This window comes from Actinomycetota bacterium, assembly GCA_030019255.1.
Lineage (GTDB): Bacteria > Actinomycetota > Geothermincolia > Geothermincolales > RBG-13-55-18 > Solincola_A.
The window spans coordinates 262,335-282,932 of the sequence record JASEFK010000002.1; the positions used below are offsets into that span (position 1 = coordinate 262,335).

At 64.2% G+C, this 20,598-nt stretch carries 20 protein-coding genes, 5 tRNA genes and 1 other RNA gene; 8 read left to right on the forward strand and 18 right to left on the reverse strand.

Going from position 1 to position 20,598, the window contains the following annotated elements; all coding sequences use genetic code 11:
• Nucleotides 1-155: 155 nt before the first annotated feature.
• Complete coding sequence (locus tag QME84_02820; protein ID MDI6873210.1) at nucleotides 156-2,813, reverse strand: valine--tRNA ligase; 2,658 nt, start codon at nucleotides 2,811-2,813, stop codon at nucleotides 156-158.
• Nucleotides 2,814-3,529: 716 nt separating this feature from the next.
• On the opposite strand from QME84_02820, the gene QME84_02825 reads away from it, so the two are divergent.
• The gene (locus tag QME84_02825; GenBank protein MDI6873211.1) at nucleotides 3,530-3,859 is read left to right on the forward strand and encodes a hypothetical protein; all 330 of its coding nucleotides are present in this window, start codon (nucleotides 3,530-3,532) and stop codon (nucleotides 3,857-3,859) included.
• 258 nt (nucleotides 3,860-4,117) lie between these two features.
• Here the strand turns inward: QME84_02825 and clpX are convergent, their stop codons facing one another.
• The 4 genes from clpX to QME84_02845 form a co-directional block, all read right to left on the reverse strand.
• A complete protein-coding gene (gene clpX / locus QME84_02830; protein MDI6873212.1) occupies nucleotides 4,118-5,380 on the reverse strand; it encodes an ATP-dependent Clp protease ATP-binding subunit ClpX in 1,263 nt (420 codons plus the stop codon).
• Nucleotides 5,381-5,746: 366 nt separating this feature from the next.
• Nucleotides 5,747-6,358: an ATP-dependent Clp endopeptidase proteolytic subunit ClpP gene (gene clpP / locus QME84_02835; protein ID MDI6873213.1), complete on the reverse strand. Its 612-nt coding sequence runs from the start codon at nucleotides 6,356-6,358 to the stop codon at nucleotides 5,747-5,749.
• A 292-nt stretch (nucleotides 6,359-6,650) separates the two neighbouring features.
• A complete protein-coding gene (gene tig, locus QME84_02840) occupies nucleotides 6,651-8,069 on the reverse strand; it encodes a trigger factor (GenBank protein MDI6873214.1) in 1,419 nt (472 codons plus the stop codon).
• A 116-nt stretch (nucleotides 8,070-8,185) separates the two neighbouring features.
• Nucleotides 8,186-8,270 (reverse strand) — tRNA-Leu (locus tag QME84_02845).
• Nucleotides 8,271-8,400: 130 nt separating this feature from the next.
• On the opposite strand from QME84_02845, the gene QME84_02850 reads away from it, so the two are divergent.
• Nucleotides 8,401-8,476: transfer RNA gene (locus QME84_02850), tRNA-Arg, on the forward strand.
• A 10-nt stretch (nucleotides 8,477-8,486) separates the two neighbouring features.
• Nucleotides 8,487-8,562: transfer RNA gene (locus QME84_02855), tRNA-His, on the forward strand.
• Nucleotides 8,563-8,718: 156 nt separating this feature from the next.
• On the opposite strand, the gene QME84_02860 is transcribed toward QME84_02855, so the two are convergent.
• From QME84_02860 to QME84_02895, 8 genes are all read right to left on the reverse strand, one after another.
• Nucleotides 8,719-8,976, reverse strand: a complete 258-nt coding sequence (locus QME84_02860; GenBank protein MDI6873215.1) for a hypothetical protein — start codon at nucleotides 8,974-8,976, stop codon at nucleotides 8,719-8,721.
• Nucleotides 8,889-9,320, reverse strand: a complete 432-nt coding sequence (locus QME84_02865; protein MDI6873216.1) for a hypothetical protein — start codon at nucleotides 9,318-9,320, stop codon at nucleotides 8,889-8,891. Before QME84_02865 ends, QME84_02860 begins: the two co-directional genes overlap by 88 nt.
• Nucleotide 9,321: 1 nt before the next feature.
• Nucleotides 9,322-9,792 (reverse strand): potassium transporter TrkG, encoded by a 471-nt coding sequence (locus QME84_02870; protein ID MDI6873217.1) that lies wholly within the window; start codon nucleotides 9,790-9,792, stop codon nucleotides 9,322-9,324.
• A complete protein-coding gene (locus tag QME84_02875; GenBank protein MDI6873218.1) occupies nucleotides 9,723-10,058 on the reverse strand; it encodes a hypothetical protein in 336 nt (111 codons plus the stop codon). Before QME84_02875 ends, QME84_02870 begins: the two co-directional genes overlap by 70 nt.
• A 48-nt stretch (nucleotides 10,059-10,106) precedes the next feature.
• Nucleotides 10,107-10,529 carry a potassium transporter TrkG gene (locus tag QME84_02880; protein ID MDI6873219.1) on the reverse strand — a complete coding sequence of 141 codons (423 nt, stop codon included), beginning with the start codon at nucleotides 10,527-10,529 and terminating at the stop codon, nucleotides 10,107-10,109.
• Between the two features lie 42 nt (nucleotides 10,530-10,571).
• Complete coding sequence (locus QME84_02885) at nucleotides 10,572-10,808, reverse strand: hypothetical protein (protein ID MDI6873220.1); 237 nt, start codon at nucleotides 10,806-10,808, stop codon at nucleotides 10,572-10,574.
• A gap of 59 nt (nucleotides 10,809-10,867) precedes the next feature.
• A complete protein-coding gene (locus QME84_02890) occupies nucleotides 10,868-11,494 on the reverse strand; it encodes a hypothetical protein (protein MDI6873221.1) in 627 nt (208 codons plus the stop codon).
• Between the two features lie 73 nt (nucleotides 11,495-11,567).
• Nucleotides 11,568-11,645 (reverse strand) — tRNA-Pro (locus QME84_02895).
• A gap of 553 nt (nucleotides 11,646-12,198) precedes the next feature.
• On the opposite strand from QME84_02895, the gene QME84_02900 reads away from it, so the two are divergent.
• A tRNA-Gly gene (locus tag QME84_02900) sits at nucleotides 12,199-12,274 on the forward strand.
• Nucleotides 12,275-12,340: 66 nt separating this feature from the next.
• Here QME84_02900 and QME84_02905 read toward each other — a convergent pair.
• From QME84_02905 to murI, 4 genes are read right to left on the reverse strand one after another with little or no spacing between them, the layout of a single operon-like run.
• Nucleotides 12,341-12,958 (reverse strand): XTP/dITP diphosphatase, encoded by a 618-nt coding sequence (locus QME84_02905; GenBank protein ID MDI6873222.1) that lies wholly within the window; start codon nucleotides 12,956-12,958, stop codon nucleotides 12,341-12,343.
• A gap of 5 nt (nucleotides 12,959-12,963) precedes the next feature.
• Nucleotides 12,964-13,716, reverse strand: a complete 753-nt coding sequence (gene rph / locus QME84_02910) for a ribonuclease PH (GenBank protein ID MDI6873223.1) — start codon at nucleotides 13,714-13,716, stop codon at nucleotides 12,964-12,966.
• Entirely contained in the window at nucleotides 13,709-14,485 is a 777-nt protein-coding gene (locus QME84_02915; GenBank protein MDI6873224.1) for an MBL fold metallo-hydrolase, read from the reverse strand. Before QME84_02915 ends, rph begins: the two co-directional genes overlap by 8 nt.
• Nucleotides 14,473-15,291, reverse strand: coding sequence for a glutamate racemase (gene murI / locus QME84_02920; protein MDI6873225.1), 819 nt, complete (start codon nucleotides 15,289-15,291; stop codon nucleotides 14,473-14,475). Before murI ends, QME84_02915 begins: the two co-directional genes overlap by 13 nt.
• A 652-nt stretch (nucleotides 15,292-15,943) precedes the next feature.
• Here murI and QME84_02925 point away from each other — a divergent pair.
• Together QME84_02925 and QME84_02930 are read left to right on the forward strand one after the other, a co-directional pair.
• Nucleotides 15,944-16,354, forward strand: coding sequence for a hypothetical protein (locus tag QME84_02925; protein MDI6873226.1), 411 nt, complete (start codon nucleotides 15,944-15,946; stop codon nucleotides 16,352-16,354).
• The gene (locus QME84_02930) at nucleotides 16,351-17,961 is read left to right on the forward strand and encodes a GMC family oxidoreductase (protein ID MDI6873227.1); all 1,611 of its coding nucleotides are present in this window, start codon (nucleotides 16,351-16,353) and stop codon (nucleotides 17,959-17,961) included. The genes QME84_02925 and QME84_02930 overlap by 4 nt, the downstream gene beginning before the upstream one ends.
• A gap of 159 nt (nucleotides 17,962-18,120) precedes the next feature.
• On the opposite strand, the gene QME84_02935 is transcribed toward QME84_02930, so the two are convergent.
• A complete protein-coding gene (locus tag QME84_02935) occupies nucleotides 18,121-18,837 on the reverse strand; it encodes an MBL fold metallo-hydrolase (GenBank protein ID MDI6873228.1) in 717 nt (238 codons plus the stop codon).
• Nucleotides 18,838-19,217: 380 nt separating this feature from the next.
• Here QME84_02935 and smpB point away from each other — a divergent pair, with 380 nt between their 5' ends.
• Complete coding sequence (gene smpB, locus QME84_02940) at nucleotides 19,218-19,715, forward strand: SsrA-binding protein SmpB (GenBank protein MDI6873229.1); 498 nt, start codon at nucleotides 19,218-19,220, stop codon at nucleotides 19,713-19,715.
• A 465-nt stretch (nucleotides 19,716-20,180) separates the two neighbouring features.
• Nucleotides 20,181-20,531: a transfer-messenger RNA gene (gene ssrA / locus QME84_02945) on the forward strand.
• Nucleotides 20,532-20,598: the final 67 nt, after the last annotated feature.

Genomic DNA, 20,598 nt, shown 5'->3' on the forward strand with positions numbered 1-20,598 from the left:
TGCTTTTTATAACAGATGACGTGGCAATTGTTGAGCCACATCCCTCTCGAACCTTTAAAGTCAACCGCCAAAGGATCGCAACGGACAGTCAAAGCAACTGGACCACATATACCCGGGGGGGTATCAAAATTCAAGACCTGACCCCTTTATTCTCTTTATTCTATCAACTTGAGTTGTTCGCGGAGCTTTTCCAGCTTGAGGCGCACGTCGGCCAGCTTGCGACGTTCCTTCTGCACCACCTCGGGAGGGGCCTTGGCCAGGAACTGGTCGTTGGACAGCTTGGCCTGGTGGCGCCGCGCTTCCTCCCCCAGGCGGGCGATCTCGCGCCGGAGACGCTCCGCCTCCTCCCGGAAGGCCTCTCCCCGCAGGGGGATGAAGACCTCCACCCCGGCGGCCAGCCCCCGTGCGTAGGAAGTAGGATCCTCCACGGCTTCCACCACCCGCATGGACGAGAGGCGCGCCTGGGAGGTCACGTATTCCTCGTGCTCGAGGAGGAGTTCCTTCCTGCCCTCCAGGATGGGGACCAGCAGGGCCTCCACCCGGGCGTTGGGGCGCACCCCCATCTCGGAGCGCAGGCGGCGCAGGCAGGTGATAACCTCCTGCAAAACGGACATCTCCTCCTCCGCCCCGGGGTCCAGGTGCTCCTTCCTGGGGGTCGGCCAGGGAGCCACCACGATGGACTCCCCCTCGTGGGGCAACCGCTGCCAGATCTCCTCGGTGATGAAGGGCATGAAGGGGTGCAGCAGGCGCAGGGCCTGCTCCAGGACCGTCCACAGCACGTAGCGGGCGGTGCGCTTACCTCCCTCGTCCTCCCCGTAGAGCCTGAGCTTGGAGAGCTCCACGTACCAGTCGCAGAAGTCGCTCCAGAAGAACTCGTAAAGCGCCCGGCAGGCCTCGCTGAAGTTGTAGTGGTCGAAATATTCGTCCAGCGTGCCGATGAGCCCGGCCAGGCGGGAGAGTATCCAGCGGTCGGCCAGGGTCAGCTCGAGGTCCTCCTCCCTTACCTCCCCGGGGTGGAAGTCCCCCAGGTTCAGGAGCACGAACCGGGAGGCGTTCCATATCTTGTTGCAGAAGTGGCGGCTACCGGCGATGCGTTCCTCGGAGAGGAAGACGTCCCTGCCGGGGACGGCGATGTGCCCCAGGGTGAAGCGCAGGGCGTCCGCCCCGTAGCGCTCGATGATCTCCAGGGGGTCGATGACGTTCCCCGAGGACTTGCTCATCTTCTTCCCCGACTCGTCCCGGATGAGGGCGGTGACGAATACCTCCCGGAAGGGGACTTCCCCCATGAAGTGGAGCCCGGTCATCATCATGCGCGCCACCCAGAAGAAGATGATGTCGAAGGCGGTGACCAGCACCGAGGTGGGATAGAAGTAACGCAGGTCCGGGTTGTCCTCCGGCCACCCCAGGGTGGAAAAGGGCCACAGCCCGGAGGAGAACCAGGTATCCAGGACGTCCGGGTCCTGCTCCAGCTCGCCCCCGCACGGGCAACAGTCCGGATCCTCGCGGGCCACGATGACCTGCCCGCACTCCCGGCAGTACCACGCCGGGATACGGTGCCCCCACCACAGCTGGCGTGAGATGCACCAGTCCCGGATGTTGTACATCCAGTCGAAGTAGATCTTCTCCCAGCGGGCGGGGATGAAGCGCGTCCTCCCTTCCTCCACCGCCTTGATAGCCGGCTCGGCCAGGGTCTTCATGCTCACGAACCACTGCTTGGAAAGGTAGGGCTCGATAACCGTGTGGCAGCGGTAACAGTGTCCCACGGCGTGCAGGTGGGGCTCCACCTTCTGCACGTAGTGCATGCTCTCCAGGTCCCGCACCACGGCGTTGCGGGCCTCGTAGCGGTCCAGCCCCGCGTAAGGCCCCCCATTCTCGTTCACCCGGGCCTCGGGGGTGAAGATGTTTATCTCCGGAAGACCGTGGCGCTTTCCCATCTCGAAGTCGTTGGGGTCGTGGGCCGGCGTGACCTTGACGATGCCGGTGCCGAACTCGGGGTCCACGTAATCGTCGGCGATGATGGGAAGTTCCCGCCCTAAAAGGGGCAGGATGGCCGTCCTCCCCACCAGGTGCCGGTAACGGTGGTCGCGGGGGTTCACCGCCACCCCGGTGTCTCCCAGCATGGTCTCGGGACGGGTGGTGGCCACGTAGAAGTACTCGTCGGAGTCCTTGAGGTCGTAGCGGATGTACCAGAGCTTCCCCTCCACCTCCTCGTGTTCTACCTCGATGTCCGAGATGGCGGTGAGGCAGCGGGGACACCAGTTGACGATGTAGTATCCCTGGTAGATGAGGCCCTCCTCGTAGAGCCGTACGAAGACCTCGCGCACGGCACGGGAGCATCCCTCGTCCATGGTGAAGCGCGTCCTCTCCCAGTCACAGGAGCACCCCAGGCGCTTGAGCTGCTGGATGATGGTCCCCCCGTACTTCTCCACCCACTGCCAGACCCGCTCCAGGAAGGCCTCCCGCCCGATCTCCCAACGGGTGGTCCCCTCCTCGGCCAGGAGGCGCTCCACCACGGCGTGGGTGGCGATGCCCGCGTGGTCCGTGCCCGGGAGCCACAGGGTCTCGTAGCCCTGCATCCGCTTGCGCCGGATGATGAAGTCCTGCAGGGAATTGTTCAGGGCGTGTCCCAGGTGCAGGGAGCCGGTGACGTTGGGAGGCGGAATGACGATGGTGAAGGGTTCCTTCTCCGGGTTGGGCTCGGCGTGGAAGTAGCGACGCTCCTCCCAGAAAGCATACCACCTGGACTCCACCTCGGCTGGCTCGTAGGCCTTGGGGATGTCCACCTCCACTTCACCAGTCCTGCGTTCGGACAACCCTCAGTTCACCTCCAGTCCCCGTCCTTCCCGTTACAGCGGGCCGGCCTCCTCGCCCCGGGCAGGAAGCTCACCCGCTCGAGCTCCGACCCCCGCCGCGGTTTCCGGCGATATGAGACATTATATATGCAAGGGACCATGTGTCGTCAGGTTCCACGCCGTTTAAAATGCGCGGTGGGGGCACGCCGAGTTATGAGGAATATGCGTGGGCCATCGGACATATTGCGGCGCGGGCGGGGCGGGCGCGGGGCATCAAGGCTCGCGTGACAGGAGGGCATGCGGAACTTGGGGATATAGGGATCACAAGTGCACCACGGGCCATATCGAGGCACGGGGGGATACGGGCGCGGGGCATCAGGGCCGGCGGGAGATAAGGGCAACCGGAGGAGGGAGTGGCACAAATGTATTCCCTTCAGGAAGTAAGAGCGAAAGACGAGGGAGAGGCCTCGTCGTGGAAAGAAGGGTGGACCGGCAACCGTTTCTTCCTTATTTCCAAGGCTTGTGGCGACGAGGTCAGCGGGATATCCTTTTGATAGCCCACCCGCAGGAAAAGGGAGAAAGGTCGGTGGACGTAACAGAGGCACTTGGTATATCGGCATATTTCTTTGATGGACCACCCGAAGGAAAAGGGAGAAGCGTCGGCTGGCAGGCTCGAGGCGGGCGAGGCAGTGGGCTATTCTTTGACCACTAACCGATATGAAAGGGAAGGTGCTTCCATGGGCAAGGCCGCGCTGGTGGTGTTCCTGGTGGCCCTGGGGACGGGGTTCCTGGACCTCGCCCTCCTGGTCCGTTCCGCCTTCCTCGTCTATCGCACCCTGAGCGCCGCCTACGACGACTACCGGGCCTGGGCCGCCTCTTTCTCCGAGATGGCCTCCCAGCTGTCCGAGAAACTGCAGGGCCTGGAGCGGCGCGCGAGCTCCATTCTGGAGACCGTAAACCGGATTCGAGAATCGGTGGAGGACATCCAGGACGTCGTGGAGGAGTTGCGTTCCAGCCCCCTGCTGCGCGCCGCCCGCTTCATCGGTAAACACCGCGCCAAGTCCTGATCCGGGCACTTCATGCCTGGAATGGGAAACGGTGAAGGGCATCCTGGACGCCCTGGAGGAGTTGCGTTCCAGCCCCCTGCTGCGCGCCCCGTTTCCCGGGAAGGTACCGCAGGAAGACGTCCCCGATCTCCACCACCGTTAATCCTGAAAAAGCTAACCAGTCGTCGCTTCTTTCCGTGCTTTTGGAAATGGTGATCACAGGAGATCGCGATCCGCGGCGGGGCAATAGGCGAGACAGGGCGGGAGTGGGTGGAAAACTCAGGCGCTCTCCTCGTCCTTGTAATCGCCAGCCGAGGTAACCAGGGTGGGCTCGGTTCCCCTCTCGATGGTGTCCTTGGTCACCACGCAGCGGATGATGTCATTGCGCGAGGGAAGCTCGTACATGACGTCCAGGAGGCACTCCTCCAGGATGGCCCGCAGGCCCCGGGCCCCGGTGTTGCGCTGCATGGCCTTGCGGGCCACGGCGCGCAGGGCCCCCTCGGTGAAGCGCAGCTCCACCCCGTCGAACTCGAAGAACTTCTTGTACTGCTTGACCAGGGCGTTCTTGGGCTCGGTGAGGATGCGGATGAGGTCGTCCTCGGAGAGCCCGTGGAAGGCGGCGATGACCGGCAGGCGTCCCACGAACTCGGGGATGAGGCCGAACTTGAGGAGGTCCTCGGGCATAACCTGCTCCAGGATTTCCCCGATGTCCTTCTCCTCCCGCTTGCGCAGGTCAGCCCCGAACCCGATGCCCTTCTTGCCTATGCGGTTCTCCACGATCTTCTCCAGCCCGGCGAAGGCCCCACCGCAGATGAAGAGGATGTTGGTGGTGTCGATCTGGATGAACTCCTGGTGGGGATGCTTGCGCCCTCCCTGGGGCGGCACGCTGGCCACCGTGCCCTCCAGTATCTTGAGCAGGGCCTGCTGCACCCCCTCCCCGGAGACGTCCCGGGTGATGGAGGGGTTCTCCGACTTGCGGGCGATCTTGTCTATCTCGTCGATGTAGATGATGCCCGTCTCGGCCCGCTTGACGTCATAGTCCGCAGCCTGGATGAGCTTGAGGAGGATGTTCTCCACGTCCTCCCCCACGTATCCGGCCTCAGTGAGGGTAGTGGCGTCCGCGATGCAGAAGGGGACGTTGAGCACCCGGGCCAGGGTCTGGGCCAGGAGGGTCTTCCCGCAACCGGTGGGCCCGATGAGGATGATGTTGCTCTTCTGTAGCTCCACGTCGTCCCCGGAGTAGGCCCCCACCTGGATGCGCTTGTAGTGGTTGTAGACGGCGACGGAGAGGATCTTCTTGGCCTTTTCCTGCCCGATGACGTAGTCGTTGAGGAAGGCGTAGATCTCCGCCGGCTTGGGGAGCTCCTCCAGGCGCAACTCGGGGGTCTCCGCCAGCTCCTCCTCGATGATCTCGTTGCACAGGTCGATGCACTCGTCGCAGATGTACACGCCGGGGCCGGCGATGAGTTTCTTCACCTGCCGCTGGCTCTTGCCGCAGAAGGAGCACTTCAGGAGATCGCCGCCCTCACCGAACTTGGCCATGTAACCACTTCCTCCTGATGTTTATCCTGAAGGACGTCGGTCCCGTCCATACATCGCCTTCTATATCGCCTTCCGGACCGCTTTCCTTAACCCCCTCCGACATCAGCCTCCGCAAGCGGCACCGGGGAAATCCCGTTCTCCGTCCCGGAGCCGTCCCTACACCATGACCACGCCCTTCCTCCGCCCTTATCTTCCTCCTTATGTAGGACATGCTCCCCGCCGGAAGCAACCGGGCCGGACCACGCCGGCGCTCGGGCCGCGAGCGAGCTCGCTTCATCATGCCTACGTCCCGGGGACATCCGGAAACGCCCCCCGCCCGCCAGGCTCCACCCTTGCCCGTCCCGCTGCGGCCGCGGTCCTGCGGGCTCACTTGGTCCTGGAATCCTCCTCTTCCTTGCGCTCGATGACCGCATCGATGATCCCGTAATCCCGGGCCTCATAGGCGGTCATGATGAAGTCCCGGTCCGTGTCCGCCCGTATCTTCTCCAGCGGCTGACCGGTGTGCTTGGCCAGGATGTTGTCCAGCAGATCCCGCAGCCGGAGTATCTCCCGGGCGTGGATGTCGATGTCCACCGCCTGGCCGCTGGCGCCGCCCGCCGGCTGGTGCAGGAGCACCCGCGAGTGCGGAAGCGCGAACCGCTTCCCCTTGGCCCCCGCCGCCAGCAGGAGGGCCGCCCCGGAGGCCGCCTGTCCGATACAGATGGTGGAAACGTCGGCCTTCACGTACTGCATGGTGTCGTAGATGGCCAGGGTGGAGGTCACTATCCCTCCCGGGCTGTTGATGTACAGGTGGATGTCCTTCTCCGGGTCCTCGGATTCCAGGTGCAGAAGCTGGGCCATGACCACGTTGGCCACGTGGTCGTCGATCTCCGTGCCCAGGAAGATGATACGGTCCTTGAGTAGCCGGGAGTATATGTCGAAGGACCTCTCTCCCCGGCTGGTCTGCTCGATGACTATGGGTATCAGGCTGGTGGCCATGTCTACTCGACCTCTCCTTTCCAGGTTAGTTCTCTCCACGTCGGGGGTGGGAAACCCCGGGTATCCCAACCTTCCCACCCACCGCGTCTCCTCCCCTCGACACCGGGGAGGAGCTTTCCATACTCCAGGATTATTATACCCGACGCTTTCCGGTCCCATCCTCCCCCGGGACCAACGCCCCGCCCCTTGACCCATGCGGAGGATTTCCAGCGCGATGCAGTCGGCTCGGCCCCGGGAACCACCGTTATCTACACCCATCCGCGGGGCCTCTCGGGAGCCAACAGCGGGATAGCTATTCCTCCGGGGAAGTTTCCTCCTCCGGGGACCCGCCTCCCGCCTCCAAGGTCGCTTCCCCGGCATTCCCCTCGTTCCCGGAGACTTCCGCCTCCAGCTGCGACGTCTCCCCCTGGTCCGCGAAGACGGCATGTTCGCCCAAGAACTGAAGGGCCTTCTCCCGCAACAGGTCGATCCTTAAGTCCTCCAGGCCCTCCCTCTCTTCGATGGCCGAGCGGAGGGTCTCCGGCTCCAGTCCCAGCATCTCCGCGCGCCTCTCGATCTCCCGCTCCAGCTCCTCGTCGCTGACTTGGAGCCCCTCGGCCCGGGCCACGGCATCCAGCACCAGCTCGTTGCGAATGAGGCGTTCCGCTTCCTCCCCGAACTCCTCCTCCATGCGCTTCTCGGTGTAGTTCACCGCCTTGAGATAGCTCTCCAGGGAGATACCCCGGGTGGCCAGGCGCGCCTCAAGGTCCCGGCGGCGGCGCTGAACGTAGTCCTCCACCATGCGGCGGGGTATCTCCACCTCCAGGCCGTCGGCCAGCTTGCGCAGGGCCTGCAACCGCACGGACTCCCGGGCTCTCTCGGACTTCATCTCCTGCAGCCGCTTGCGGATGTCCTCCCTGAGCTCCTCGAGGGTATCGAACCTGCTGGCCTCCCGTGCGAAGTCATCGTCGGCCTCGGGGAGCTTCTTTACCTTGACCTCCTTGACCAGGACCTTGAAGCTGGCCACCTTCCCCGCCATCTCCGGTTGCGGGAACTGCTCCGGCATCTTCACCTTGATGTCCAGGATGTCTCCCTTGCGCTTGCCACGCAGCTCCTGGTTGAATTCCGGCCAGATGTTCTCCGTCCCGATCTCCAGCATGAAGTCCTTGGCGGAACCCCCCTCGAAGGGCTTCCCGTTTACCGTGCCCTCGAAGTCGATGAGGGCGTAATCCCCGTCGTCCAGCGCCTTGCCCGAGGCCACCTCCAGCTGGGCGAACTTTTCCCGCATATTGTCCAGGGCCCGCTGTACCTCTTCCTCGGTCACTTCCTCGTCGGGGCGTTCCACCACCACTCCCTTGTAGTCGGTGAGCTCCACGCGGGGCCGCACCTCCACCACCGCCTCGAAGGAGAGGGGCTTACCCTCCTCTATCTCGATCTCCTCCAGGTCGATTTCCGGCTCGGCGATGGGCTCGAGGTCCAGCTGTTCCAGGGCCTCCCGGTAATAATCAGGTAGGTTGGACTGCTTGACTTCCTCGTACACCGGCTCCATGCCCAGCCTGGCCTGGAGCACGCGTCGCGGGACCTTCCCCCGGCGGAAACCGGGAACGAAGACCTCGCGGGCGATATCACGGAAGGCGCGATCGATGGCCCTGCTCACCTCCTCGGCGGGAACCTCCACCCGTATGCGTACCTTGTTTTTCTCCACTTCCTCCATCTCGGCTTTTACGGTCACTTCCCCAACGCTCCTTCCTCGTTCTCCTCCGGACACGAACCTCGTCGGGCGACGTCCTCTTACTCCCCGCTTCTGGGTGGAAAAATTCCACTCCCCGGTGGGGGACGTTAAATGGTTGGTGCGAGAGGGGGGACTCGAACCCCCACGGTCTGAACCACTGGATCCTAAGTCCAGCGCGTCTACCGATTCCGCCACTCTCGCCCGTCTTCGGGGGCGTAAATCATGCTACTACAGGCAAGGTGACAAGGCAATAAATCCGCCTTTCCGGGGGGCCGGGGGCGATGCGCGGAACGTGCGCCGTTGCTATAATAACCTTGCTCCTTGAAAACACGCGCCTGTAGCTCAATGGATAGAGCAACGGACTTCTAATCCGTGGGTTGGAGGTTCGAGTCCTCCCAGGCGTGCCAGAAATCGGCGGTGGGGGTAGCTCAATCGGCAGAGCACTGGGTTGTGGCCCCAGAGGTCGCGGGTTCGAGTCCCGTCCCTCACCCCATTTTTTTCACCAAATCCTGTTCGGACCAGGGAAGGCGGTAAAGTCATCCCTTTTATGGTCCTGTCCGCGGAGGTAAGCCGCATGCTCCCTCCCCATCCCGCCAGCCCGGAACCCCGCGGGTCCGGTCACCAGCGGCAAAGGGAGACGCGGGGGCCGTCATTTCTCCTCCTGCTCCACAAGGAGGGCGCGCGCGCTGCGCCTCTCCTCCGTCCTCCTGCGGGCCAGGGGAAGCAGGGTTAAAAGGAGGAAAAGAAGGGAGAGGGCCGCGGCGTAGTACCTTTCCGCGTCGGGGGAGATATCCACCTCCCTTCCGGGCTGTAGCACGGTCAAGGACGAGGCGTGGATGTCAAAGTCGCCGCCGTGCTCGGCGCAGTCGGCGTGGAAGACGCCGCGTACCTCCACCGTATCCCCCATGCTGCCGTGCCTTCCCAGGCGACCGATCTTCTCCGCCTCCTCCGCCGGCAACCATACCCCGATGCCGCTGTTGCCCCCCGCAGTTCTCCCGCCTCGTGCAGGGCGTTGAGGCTGTAATGGTCGTCGTTTACCGTCACCCAGGCGTGCTCCCCCCTCACCATGACGTCACCCACCACCTCCCCCCGGAAGACGACCTCCTGCCCGTCGTACCTCTCCCATTCCTGGAGGAGGGTCCCGCTGTTCACTTCCTCCGGCACGCCCCCCAGGGCCGCCGAAGGGTGGAGAAAAAGCACCCAGAAGGTGCAGAGCGCCAGGGGCACAAGCAAGCGCAGCGCCCTCTTCATCTCATCTCCTCCTCCCCAAGCGGAGCAGGAAAACGAACATGGCCAGGACCGCCAGCACCTCCAGCCTCCCCGCCCACATCTCGAAGATGTAGGTCACCTTGAGCAGGGCGGGCATGGTCCAGGAGGTGAGCCCGGTGGTCAGTCCCACGTTTCCCGCCGCGGAGACCGACTCGAAGGCGGAGGCGGTAAGCCCGTACCCGTAGAAGAGCCCCACCACCGTGCCCAGGAAATACAGGCCCAGGTAAAGGAGGGTAACCAGGAAGGCCGTGGAGGCCAGCTCCTCGTTGAGGGTGTAATCGCGGATGTGGTGAAAGCGCTCCAGCACCACCGCCGATGAGGGGGAGAGGGTCTTGCGGACACGGCGCTTGATGTCCTTCCCCATGATTCCTACCCGGATGGCTTTCACCGCGCCGGAGGTGGAACAGGAACAGCCTCCCAGGCCCATGGCCACGATGAGGCCAGGTCCCCCCACCTGGCTCCCATCTGGGGACCGTACACGGTCATGAACCCGGTCCCGCTGTGAGCGGAGACCAGCTGGTAGACTCCCCGCCGCAGGTCGGAGGCGAAGCCGGAGAAGGTACCGGCCAGGGTGAGTCCCGCCAGCACCAGCCCCAGGGTGACCAGGAGGGTGAGGGTGAGGGTCCGGGTCTCGATGTTGCGCCGGAGCTCCCCGAACTTTCCGCTCCATACCTCGTACTGCACGGAGAAGTTGAGCATCCCCAGGACCATGAAGATCATGGTTATGAGCTCCACCGGGAGGCTGTGATAGTAGAGGACGGACTGCGCCTAGGGAGTGAACCCGCCGGTGTCGAAGCCGGCCATGAAGAGGCAGGCGGCATGAAAGAAGGAGCGCACCGGGGCCATCCCCTGGAGGAGGAGACACAACCCCAGGGAGAGGATTCCCGCCGCCAGGTAGGCCAGGCTTACCTTCCAGATGAAACGCGAGCTCTCCACCACGTTGGGCAGGATGTTCTCCCGTCCCTCCCCCGTGTAGAGCTGGGCGGCGGCGCTGGAGCCGGCCATGAAGTAGGAGACCACCAGCACCACGATCCCCTGGCCGCCCAGGAACATGATCAGGTGGCGCCAGAGGTTCATCCCGTAGGCCATGTGGTCCAGGTCGTGGACCAGGGTCAGGCCGGTGGTGGCCAGCCCGGACATGGACTCGAAACAGGCGTCCAGGTAGGAAGCGTAATGGCCGCTGAAATACAGGGGCAGGGCGGAAAAAAAGCATGGCTGCCAGCCAGGAGAGGGCTACGATGACCAGCCCCTGGTTCCAGGTGATGCGGCCCCGGGGGCGAAGGAGGAAGAAGAGGAGGTTCCCCACCCCACGGTGATACAGAGGGTAATGAAGAGGTCCAGCACGCTCGCCCACTCGCCGGCCACCAGGGAAACCACCAGGGGAACGGCCATGCACAGGCCCAGGGCGATGAGAACCAGGCCCACGTAATGGAATATGTTCTCGATGTCCTCGCGGTAAGGTGCGGTCATCTCAAGGGCTCCCGTCTCCGGCCTGGGGGCGTCGCCCGGGCTGTCCTCCCGCCTTCGTCCTAGTCCACGTACAACTCAAGGTAGCTAACCACGGCCCTGGAGGTGGGCCGGAAGTCTCCCATGTCATGACGGTAGAGGCAATCGCGCAGCGGTCCCAGGTCCCGGCCATCCCAGGCGCACCGGGCCCCGGTGACCTTGTAGATGCGGTGGAGCCGGAAACGGCTGCGCCTCCCCAGCTCGGTGACCCCGGCGATCCTCTGCCCGGGATCGGTTCCCAGCAGGGGAGCGGAAAGGCGCGGCAGGAGGCGGCAGTAGAGCGGGTTGCGGGCCACCCCATCCGGGATGCGCGGCGCGATGGAGTTCACCACCCGGAGGGGCATGGTCTCCCCGTACTCCACCTCCATCCTCAGCTCCCCTCGCTCGCCCGTGTCCGCCTCGATCACCCAGCGTCCATCCACACGGCGGGAGACGATGGGGGTCACCACCCGGCGGTCGAAGCGGTGGATACCGGAGACGAGGTCCCCGCTCTCCTCTCCGCTCACGTAGAGGGTGCGGAAATCGTCCGGGGTGAAATGGAAGATCGCACGATAGGGTCCCACCGGGGTGTCCTCCCAATCCTCAACCAGGAAGACGTCGTGGGGACCGAACTGCAGGGTGGGAATGAACCAGCCCCTCTCCACCAACATCCCTTATCCCCCCTTCCTCCGCTACCCTCCCACGCCGCGCTCCAGTCCAGAGAGCATGAAGCCCGTTAAAATCTGGTCGGGGTGGGCGGATTTGAACCGCCGACCTCATGCTCCCAAAGCATGCGCGCTGACCAAGCTGCGCCACACCCCGACGGGTTGATTATAGCAGTAACCCCCGGCGCCTTTAAGGTCTGGTCTCGCCTTTCGCGTTCCCACGCGGTCCCTGTCCTCTCCCCAAGGAACCGTGCGCCTGGCCCCGAATGACCCTGCCGCCGGGCGAGCATACTCCTCTTGCGGGGACGACGAGGGTCGGCTCCCCTTTCCGGTTCGATCCTTTCCCGCGATTCTAGGTCCTCCCCCGCACCTTCCCCGATCCATGCAGGACTCCTCACGCCGTCCCGCAGGGCCATTAGCGATCCTGGGACTCCGAACGCACCGCCCCTTCATGCCTTGCTTCGAGACCGGAAACTCTCCCATCCCCCACCGTGGAGCCTTGTCCAACCCTGAGGCTCCCGGCTCGCTCCACCTGAGACCCTTCGCGAGCATGAGGGCCCCGCCTTCCGTGGCCAGGGGATCGCTGCTGAACCCTAAACCTCGAACGCGACCCTCCTTGCATCCTCCCCTGCCACCCGGAGAACCTCTCCCTTCCCCGCCGAAGGGTTATGATAAAATTAGTTGCGCCGGAATCCTCCGGCCGCATGCGGGCGGGAGTAGCTCAGGTGGAAGAGCGAGAGCCTTCCAAGCTCTAGGTCGCGGGTTCGAGGCCCGTCTCCCGCTCCATTTTTTTGCCCGGAGCAGGGAACGGATTCCCTCACCCGCTCCTCCGGGCGCGAAGGCTGGTAAAGATCAAGCGGAAGTGAAAAAGAGCCAGGAGGGTTCTCCCCTTTCCAGGAGCTCCCGCAGGCGTCGAAGGGCCTTTCCGCGGTGGCTCAAGGAGTTCTTCTCCTCCAGGGACAGCTCGGCCATGGTGCGGGAATATCCCCGGGGAACGAAGACCGGGTCGTAGCCGAAACCGCCCTCCCCCCGCGGCTCCCCGGTTATCCGTCCCTCGCACTCCTCCCTTACCAGGAACCTCTCCCCCCGGGGACCCACGAGGGCCAGGACGCACACGAAACGGGCTTGCCTCTCCTCCTCCGGAATACCCTCCAGCTCCCGCAGCAGGCGGGCGATGTTGGCAGCGTCGTCGCCGTGTCTCCCCGCGTAGTGGGCGCTGGCGACACCGGGCGCCCCGCCCAGGGCCTCCACCTCCAGGCCCGAATCGTCGGCCAGGGAAGGCAACCCGGAGAAACCCGCCAGGCTTTCCGCCTTCTCCAGGGCATTCTCCTCGAAGGTCTTCCCCTTCTCCTCCGGCACCCGCCAACCTGGAAATTCCTCCCAGGTAATCAGGTGGAGAGGCAATCCCCGCAGGGCTTCCCCTATCTCCCTTATCTTGCCTTGGTTGCGGGTGGCCACGGCCAGGCGAATCTCCTTCACCCCGCATCCTCCAGGGAAGCTTCCTTCTGCTCGGAGAGGAGCACGGCGCGCTGCAGGCCGAGGATCTTCCCGATGCCCACGTGGGCCAGCTCCAGGAGCTCCTCCAGTTCCCGCCGCGAGAAGGGCCTCTTCTCCGCCGTGCCCTGCACCTCCACCAGGTCCCCTTTACCAGTCATGACCACGTTCATGTCCACCTCGGCGGAGGCGTCCTCGTCGAAGTCCAGGTCCAGGAGGGGTACGCCATCCACTATCCCCACGCTCACCGCGGCCACCGCGTCGGTCAGGGGGACCTCCTTCAACCTCCCCTCGTCCACCAGGCGACGGAAGGCCTCGTGGAGGGCCACGTAGGCGCCGTTGATGGCCGCGGTGCGCGTGCCCCCGTCAGCCTGGATGACGTCGCAGTCTACCCAGATGGTGTACTCATCCAGGGCTTCCATGTCCGTCACCGCCCGGAGGGAACGGCCGATGAGGCGCTGGATCTCCAGGGTCCGCCCGCCCTGCCGTCCCACCACCGACTCCCGGTTCATCCTCTCGCGGGTGGAACGGGGGAGCATGCCGTACTCGGCGGTTATCCAGCCCCTCCCCGAGCCCCTAAGGAACTGGGGGACCTTGAACTCCAGGGTGGCCGTGCACACCACCCGGGTGTTCCCCATCTCCACCAGGGCGGACCCTTCCGCGTGGGCCATGTAACCGCGGATGATCCGCGTGGGTCGCAGCTGGTCGGGACGCCTCCCGTCCCTTCTAACCATCCTTTCCACCCCCCAGACGGATGCGCATCCCCTCCCGAGCCACTTCCGCATCCCCCCCGAAGGCCTCGGCGGCCTCCGCGAGCACCTCCTCCGTATCGAAGGTGGGCCATATGTGGGTGAGGAGAAGACGCCTGACCCCCGCCCTCCGCGCCGCCTCTCCCGCCTGCCTCGAGGTAAGGTGGCCATGGGAAGCTTCCTCGCGGTAGGAGTCGGGAAGGGTGGCCTCGCAGATGAAGAGGTCCGCCCCCCGGGCGGCCTCCTCCAGGGCCGGGGTAAGGGAAGTGTCCGATGAGTAGGCCAACGTCCATCCCTCTCCCTCCACCCGCACCGCGTACCCCTCCACCGGATGGCGGGTGGGAAAGGCCCGCACCAGCATGCTGCCTACCTGGTAATCTTTTCCATCCTGAAGGGTTTCCTCCCGGAAGACCCGGGGCAGGTATTCCCGCGCCTCCGGGCTCAGGATGCGCCCCATGTGCTCCAGCCCGCCTTCGGGCAGGATGAGGCGCAGTCCCCAGGGCTTCAGGGGATGGAAGCGCAGGGCGTAATAGAGCGGATAGAGATCGCCGAAGTGATCTATGTGCATGTGGGTGATCAGGACGGCGTCGATGGCCGTGAGCTTCACCTCCCGGAGGAGGTTGGAGAGGCAGCCGTTGCCCAGCTCGATGACCAGGGAATATCCCTCCTCCCGGATGAGGAAGCCGTTGCAGGCCCCGCCGGGACGAGGATAGGTTCCGGAGGCGCCTAAAACGGTCAGGATCACGTCCTCCATCCCCCCAGCGGGAGCTCCACCTTCTCCACCGCCTCCACCTCGGGCCCCAGGAAGATCCTCCCCAGGGAGACGGCTTGCTCCGGGTCCCCCGAGCACATGAAGCGGTAAGAGGGAGGCTCGTCCGAGGTCTTGAGGTATCCCCGGCGCACCAGGTTCTCCTCCACCTCCCGGGCCACCTCCTCGTCGGAGCTTATCAGCCTCACTCCCTCGCCCATCACCCGGCCGATGACCTCCCGCAGGAGGGGATAATGGGTGCACCCCAGGACCAAGGTGTCCACTCCCCGCCTTTTCAGGGGGGCCAGGTAACGCCGGACCTCCTCCTCCACCCGAAGTCCGCTCACCTCTCCCCGTTCCACGAAGTCCACCAGGGTGGGGCAGGCCCGGGAGTGGACGTGGGCCCCGGCGTCCAGGGCATGGATGGCCCTCTGATAGGCCCGGCTGCGGATGGTGGCCCGGGTGCCGATGACCCCGATGCGACGGTTGCGGGTGGCCTGGACCGCCCCTCGCGCCCCGGGCTCCACCACCCCCAGCACTGGCACGGCGCAGCTCCTCTGGATGTCCAGGAGGGCGGCGGAGGTGGCCGAGTTGCAGGCTACCACGATGATCTTGACCCCCAGGGACTCGAGGAAGGCGGCTATCTCCAGCGCGAAGCGCCTTATCTCCGGGATCTCGCGCGGCCCATAGGGCCCCCTGGCGTTGTCCCCGAAATAGATGATGGATTCCCGCGGCAGGCGGCGCATCACCGCCCGCATCACGGTCAGTCCTCCCACGCCCGAATCGAACATGCCCAGGGGTGCCTCGTTCAATCTCCACCTCCCTAAAGGGTCCATTTCCATCCCGTGGACTTTATGCACCGCTTGTTTTCCAGCCCTTAAAATATCGATTGATTCTAACACAACGCAACTTTTTCAGGTCACCTCAAAATACGGGCAAGATTTATGGCCCTGCTCCTGCCCCTTTTCCAGTAAAGATCCGGGGTCAGTCCCTTTCCGTTGCCGGCTCCTTTCGTGGCGAGCGGTAGAGGTCTCCGGTCACTCCAACAATAAAAGCTCCTGCAGATGATCTCCCCTTCTAAAACCTCTACCCCCGAGTAAAGATTCGGGGTCGGTCCCTTTCCATTGCCGGCTCCTTGCATGGTCAGCAGCAAAGCCGTCAGGCTACGTCGGCAAGAAAAGCTCCCGCATGCAAACTTCCCTTCTACAACTTCCCTTCCCGGGGCCGACTGGGTCGGTCGCAGCGAGCCCTCCTCAACCCTTTTCTTCTTTCGAGAGACGGTGCGTGGAGGCGAGCGAGACTATTAACCACGGCCATTTCCAGAATAAGAACAGGGCCTTGGGCGAGCGATACCGCTACCCGGCGGCCCTTTTCCTCCATATACCCTCGGGGGTATCAAAATTCAAGACCTGACCCCTTTATACTTATCCTTATCGCAGGGTACGAGGGAGGAGGTCCGGGAAGGTGATAAAAGAATATTTCCTCCGCCGCATGGAGCAGCTGGTACCGCTGCTCCTCCTGACATCTCACGATCTGCCGTCCGCGGATCCCGGGGAGATAGCCGACTTTTGCAAGGAGTTTATCTACTCCGGCACCCCGGCCTTCCGCATGCTCTATTTCGCCATGATCCTCCTTCTGCAGGCCCTATGCCGGCTGCGCTGCGGCCGTTCCATCTACTCCCTGCGTCCCCCCGAAGCCGAGGAGTTCCTGGAATCCCTGTATTCCAGCCGGCTGATACTGCTCAATGCCGTGCCCACCCTCTTGAGCATGCCCTTCGACCTGGCCTATTACGGGCGGGACGAGGTGCAGGAAGCGCTGGGCTTCGAGGTGGGGGCCCTGCGGGAGGAAGCCCTCCGGAGAGAGGTGGTTCGATGATCGTGCGGCCGGAAGAGATTTCCGGGAACGTCAGCCGTGAGGCCGACGTGGCCATTGTGGGCTCAGGCGCCGGGGGCGCACCGGTGGCCAAGGAACTGGCCGAAGCGGGATACCGGGTGGTAGTCGTCGAGGAGGGAGCCTGGTACCGGCGCGAGGACTTTGACTTCCGGTCCTCCCATGCCCTCATGCGCCTCTACCGCGACGCCGGCCAGACGGTGACCCTGGGACTCCCGGTGGTGATCCTTCCCCAGGGGATGACCGTGGGAGGCACCACCACGGTGAACTCCGGCACCTGCCTACGGGTCCCCCGGCACGTCCTCAAGCGCTGGCACCTGGAACACGGGCTGCGGGACATCACCGAGGAGGAGTTGAACCTCCTCTACGCGGCCCTGGAGGAATACCTCTTCGTGAAGAGGGCCGACCCGGAGGTGGCGGGCAGGAACGCCATGCTCTTCCTGGAGAGCGCGCGGAACCTCGGGTACTCGGGTGGCTTCCTGCCCCGCAACGCCAAGGACTGCGAGGGCTACGGGGTCTGCGCCTACGGGTGCCCCTCGGGGGCCAAACAGAGCGCCAACGTGTCCTGGATACCAGACGCAGTGAGGGCGGGGGCGGATGTCTACACCCGCTGCCGCGTGGACCGGGTGGTGGTGAGAGGCGGAAAAGCGGTGGGCATACGCGGACACTTCCTGGACCCCCGGGGGAGAAGAAACGGTTACCGGCTGGAGGTCTCGGCCCGGGTGGTGGTGCTGGCCGCGGGCGCCCTGCAGACTCCCTCCCTGCTCATGCACAACCGCATCTGCCTCTCCTCGGGACAGGTAGGCCGGAACCTATCCATCCATCCCTGCGGGGCCACCGCGGCCCTGCTGAAGGAAAAGACCGGAAACCCCAAGGGCATCCCCCAGAGCACCTACGTGGACGAGTTTGCCCCGGAGGGGATCATGCTGGAAGGGGTGACCCTCCCGCCGCCCGTCATGTCCGTGAGCCTTCCCTGGGGAGGCCGCCGGCACGCCGAGGCCATGCGACTCTATCCCTATTGCGGCACCTTCGGATCCATGATCAGCGAACACGATTCGTCGGGGCGCGTGATGGCCGGGCCTTCCGCCCGCCAGCCCCTGGCCTTCTACCGTTTCGGACCGGGGGACCTGGAGAGGCTCAAAAGATCCATAATCCTCATGGCCGAGATCTGGTTCGCCGCCGGGGCCCGGAGGGTCTATACTCCCATCTCCGGCTACCGGGAGATCACCTCCTCCCGCGACCTGGCCCGCCTGGCCCGGCACCGGTTGCGGCGAGGGGAGATCTACGGCCTTTCCGCCTACCACCCCATGGGCACCTGCTGCATGGGAAGTGACCCCGAGTGGTCGGTGGTCAAGAGCACCGGCGAGACCTGGGAGGTGGAAAACCTTTACATCTGCGACGCCAGCGTCCTTCCCACCTCGCTGGGAGTCAACCCGCAACTGACCATCATGGCCCTCGCCCTGCGCACCGCCGGTTTTATTGATGAGCGCCTCCAAAAGCCTCGGGTTCCGCCGGAGAGGACCGGGCGCCTGGCGGAATGGCTGGAGAGGCGACGCAATGCGATGAGCAGCAGGTCGATTGTAGAGCCGTGAATTCCTTTGGACCGGGGATCGCATCAAAGACAACGCCGTCGCGTCATGAAATTCGTCGAGCGGTCGCTGTAAGTTTTGGATTTACTGATGCCGGGAGTATTGCTTGCGCCGCTGATCGGATAAGAGCTTCAATCTCGTAGGCCTAACGACGAACTATGGTCATGCTTCGCTAAGGGGCCAGATGCGCCCTTCCCGGAGCGCCTCGCGGAAGCGCTTTCCCGCTCCCCCCAGTATGGGTTCCCCGTGCCCGGGAAGGAGGATGTCGAAATCCAGCTCCTTCACCCGGAGCAGGGAGCGCGCCGCCGCCTCCGGGTCGGGAGTGAACTGGGGCGGGGGACCCTCGAGGATTCCTCCTTCGTTGCGCAGGAGGTCCCCGCTGAAAAGTATGCCGCGGCGGGAGGAGTAGAGGCAGATGCTGCCCACCGTGTGCCCCGGGGTGTGGATCACCTCCAGGCCGCCGGCCAGCTCCAGGCGGTCCCCCTCCCGGAGGGCACGGTCTACGTGAAAGGCGCGGTAGCGGAAGAAGGGCCAGAGGGCGGTGTAGAAGACCAGCCGCGAGGTCTCCACCTCGAAGCGCTCGTAGGGGATATCGCCGCGCGCGTAGGGGGCGTCGTCCTCGTGGATGGCAGCGCGCACCCCGTGCCTCCGCTTCAGGCCGGATATGGTCCCCACGTGGTCCCCGTGGTAATGGGTGGCCACCACCATCTCCAGGTCGCGGGGGGAGGCACCCATGCGGCGCAGGCCGAGGTGGATGGCCGGCAGATCCACCGGGAATCCCGCGTCCACCAGGGTGAGCCCGTTCCCGGTGACTAGGTATATGTTGGACCCGAAGGAATTGGCCAGCCGGTAGATGTCCCGAGTCAAGCTGATGGGCATGTCCTCACCTTACCCTCCCGCCCGCCCCGGGCGAGTTTCCCGTCTCCTTCCGCTTATTATATTCCATGGGGAAATATTCCATCCCCGCAGGCCGGTTCCGGCGGCACCCGAGCGCAGTTCCACGCGCCGGGATGCGCCCCGGTCCAGAACCTCCCCCGGACGTCGGTAGGTCCTCCGGAAGGAGGTCACCTTCCGGACGCGCAAGGTCCGGACGCGCAAGGAGGGGAATTATACTCCCAAGCCCCCTCCCGCACCAGCAAAAGGAGCCTCCGGCCTTCCATTCAGAAACCACCACCGATGCACGCACAGCTACCAGGCACAATACCTCCCCCAGCCTTTTTCCGCTTACGTGCAGGGAACCGCTAAGGTATGATGTACCCATGGGCGGGAAAAACCAGACCCTTAAAAGGGTGAAGACCCTGGCCGAGAACCGCAAGGCCAGGCACGACTACCTCATCGAGGAGCGCATGGAGGCGGGGATATCCCTCCTGGGATCCGAGGTCAAGTCCATCCGGGAGGGCAAGGCCTCCCTGCGGGACAGCTTCGCCAGGGTGCGGGATGGCGAGGTCTTCCTGGAGAACATGCACGTGGCTCCCTACAGCCACGGGGGAGCTTTCAACCATCCGCCCCGGCGGGAGAGAAAACTCCTCCTCCACAAGGATGAGATACGGCGCCTGCAGGGCAAGGTGGCCGAGAAGGGCTACACCCTGGTGCCCCTCAGCCTCTACCTCAACGAGAGGGGAAAGATCAAGGTGGAGCTGGGGCTGGCCCGGGGCAAGGCCAAGGCCGACCGCCGCCGCGAGATAATGGAACGGGAGAGCCGACGGGACCTGGAACGGGCCCTCAAGGAGGGATTGCGGCGAACCTCACGGGAATGAGGTGTTCCGACTCACCGGGTCCAGGCATGCCCCATGGCCGTAACAATCGAACCATCCTCCTGGAAGTATCGGTACACGAGAATAGGGAAGTAATCTTCATGCCCCATCGACCGTAATAGTTGAAACGATCCTCCCGGGAACGGGGTATCCATGGCTCCGCTATTTCCATGACCCCGCTGTACCTCTCGTTCCTTTAAAAACGGCGAAAATGTTGTGTTTATTGGATAGGTGGGTTCAGGAAAATCTCCAAAACGGGAAAACTCCCCATGATCCTGATGCAACCCGCAACCAGCGATAAGGGGGTTCTCCCGCCGGAAACTCCCTGCCAAGGAGGCAAGGGAGCGGCAAAAACCACACCCGGCGATAAGGGGTTTTCTCGGTGAAAATGGTGGTACAACTGCCAGGGATGCGTTTCAGGGTCGACGGATGTAAAATATTAAGGTGAAGGCGCAGTTTGACAACCGAGGGGGCGAAACGGCTTCGACAGGGATCGGCGGCCGCAGTGGGAGCGAGTCGGGGGCCCGCGCCCCGTCAGCAAGCGGGAAAACAAATAGACGCCGACAGCGAGTTGGCTCTGGCCGCTTAATGTAGGCGGCCCGTCCCTCCCCGGGAGGCCCGCGACCGGGGAAGGGGCGTCGCGCAGCGGGCTGGCCGAGGCCCAACTCCCGTGAGGGCCGAGGGACTACCTGACCGGGATAGCTCCCGGCGAGCCGTTCGCCGGGCGGACCGGGAGCGAAAGACAATACGGCGGATACGCTCGTAGAGCCCACGCGGTCGGATTTCTGGACGGGGGTTCGACTCCCCCCGCCTCCACCAGAAAAAGGAAAAGCCCTTCCACGAGAAGGGTTTTTCTTTCTTGCGCAAACGGCGCGAAGAGGCCACG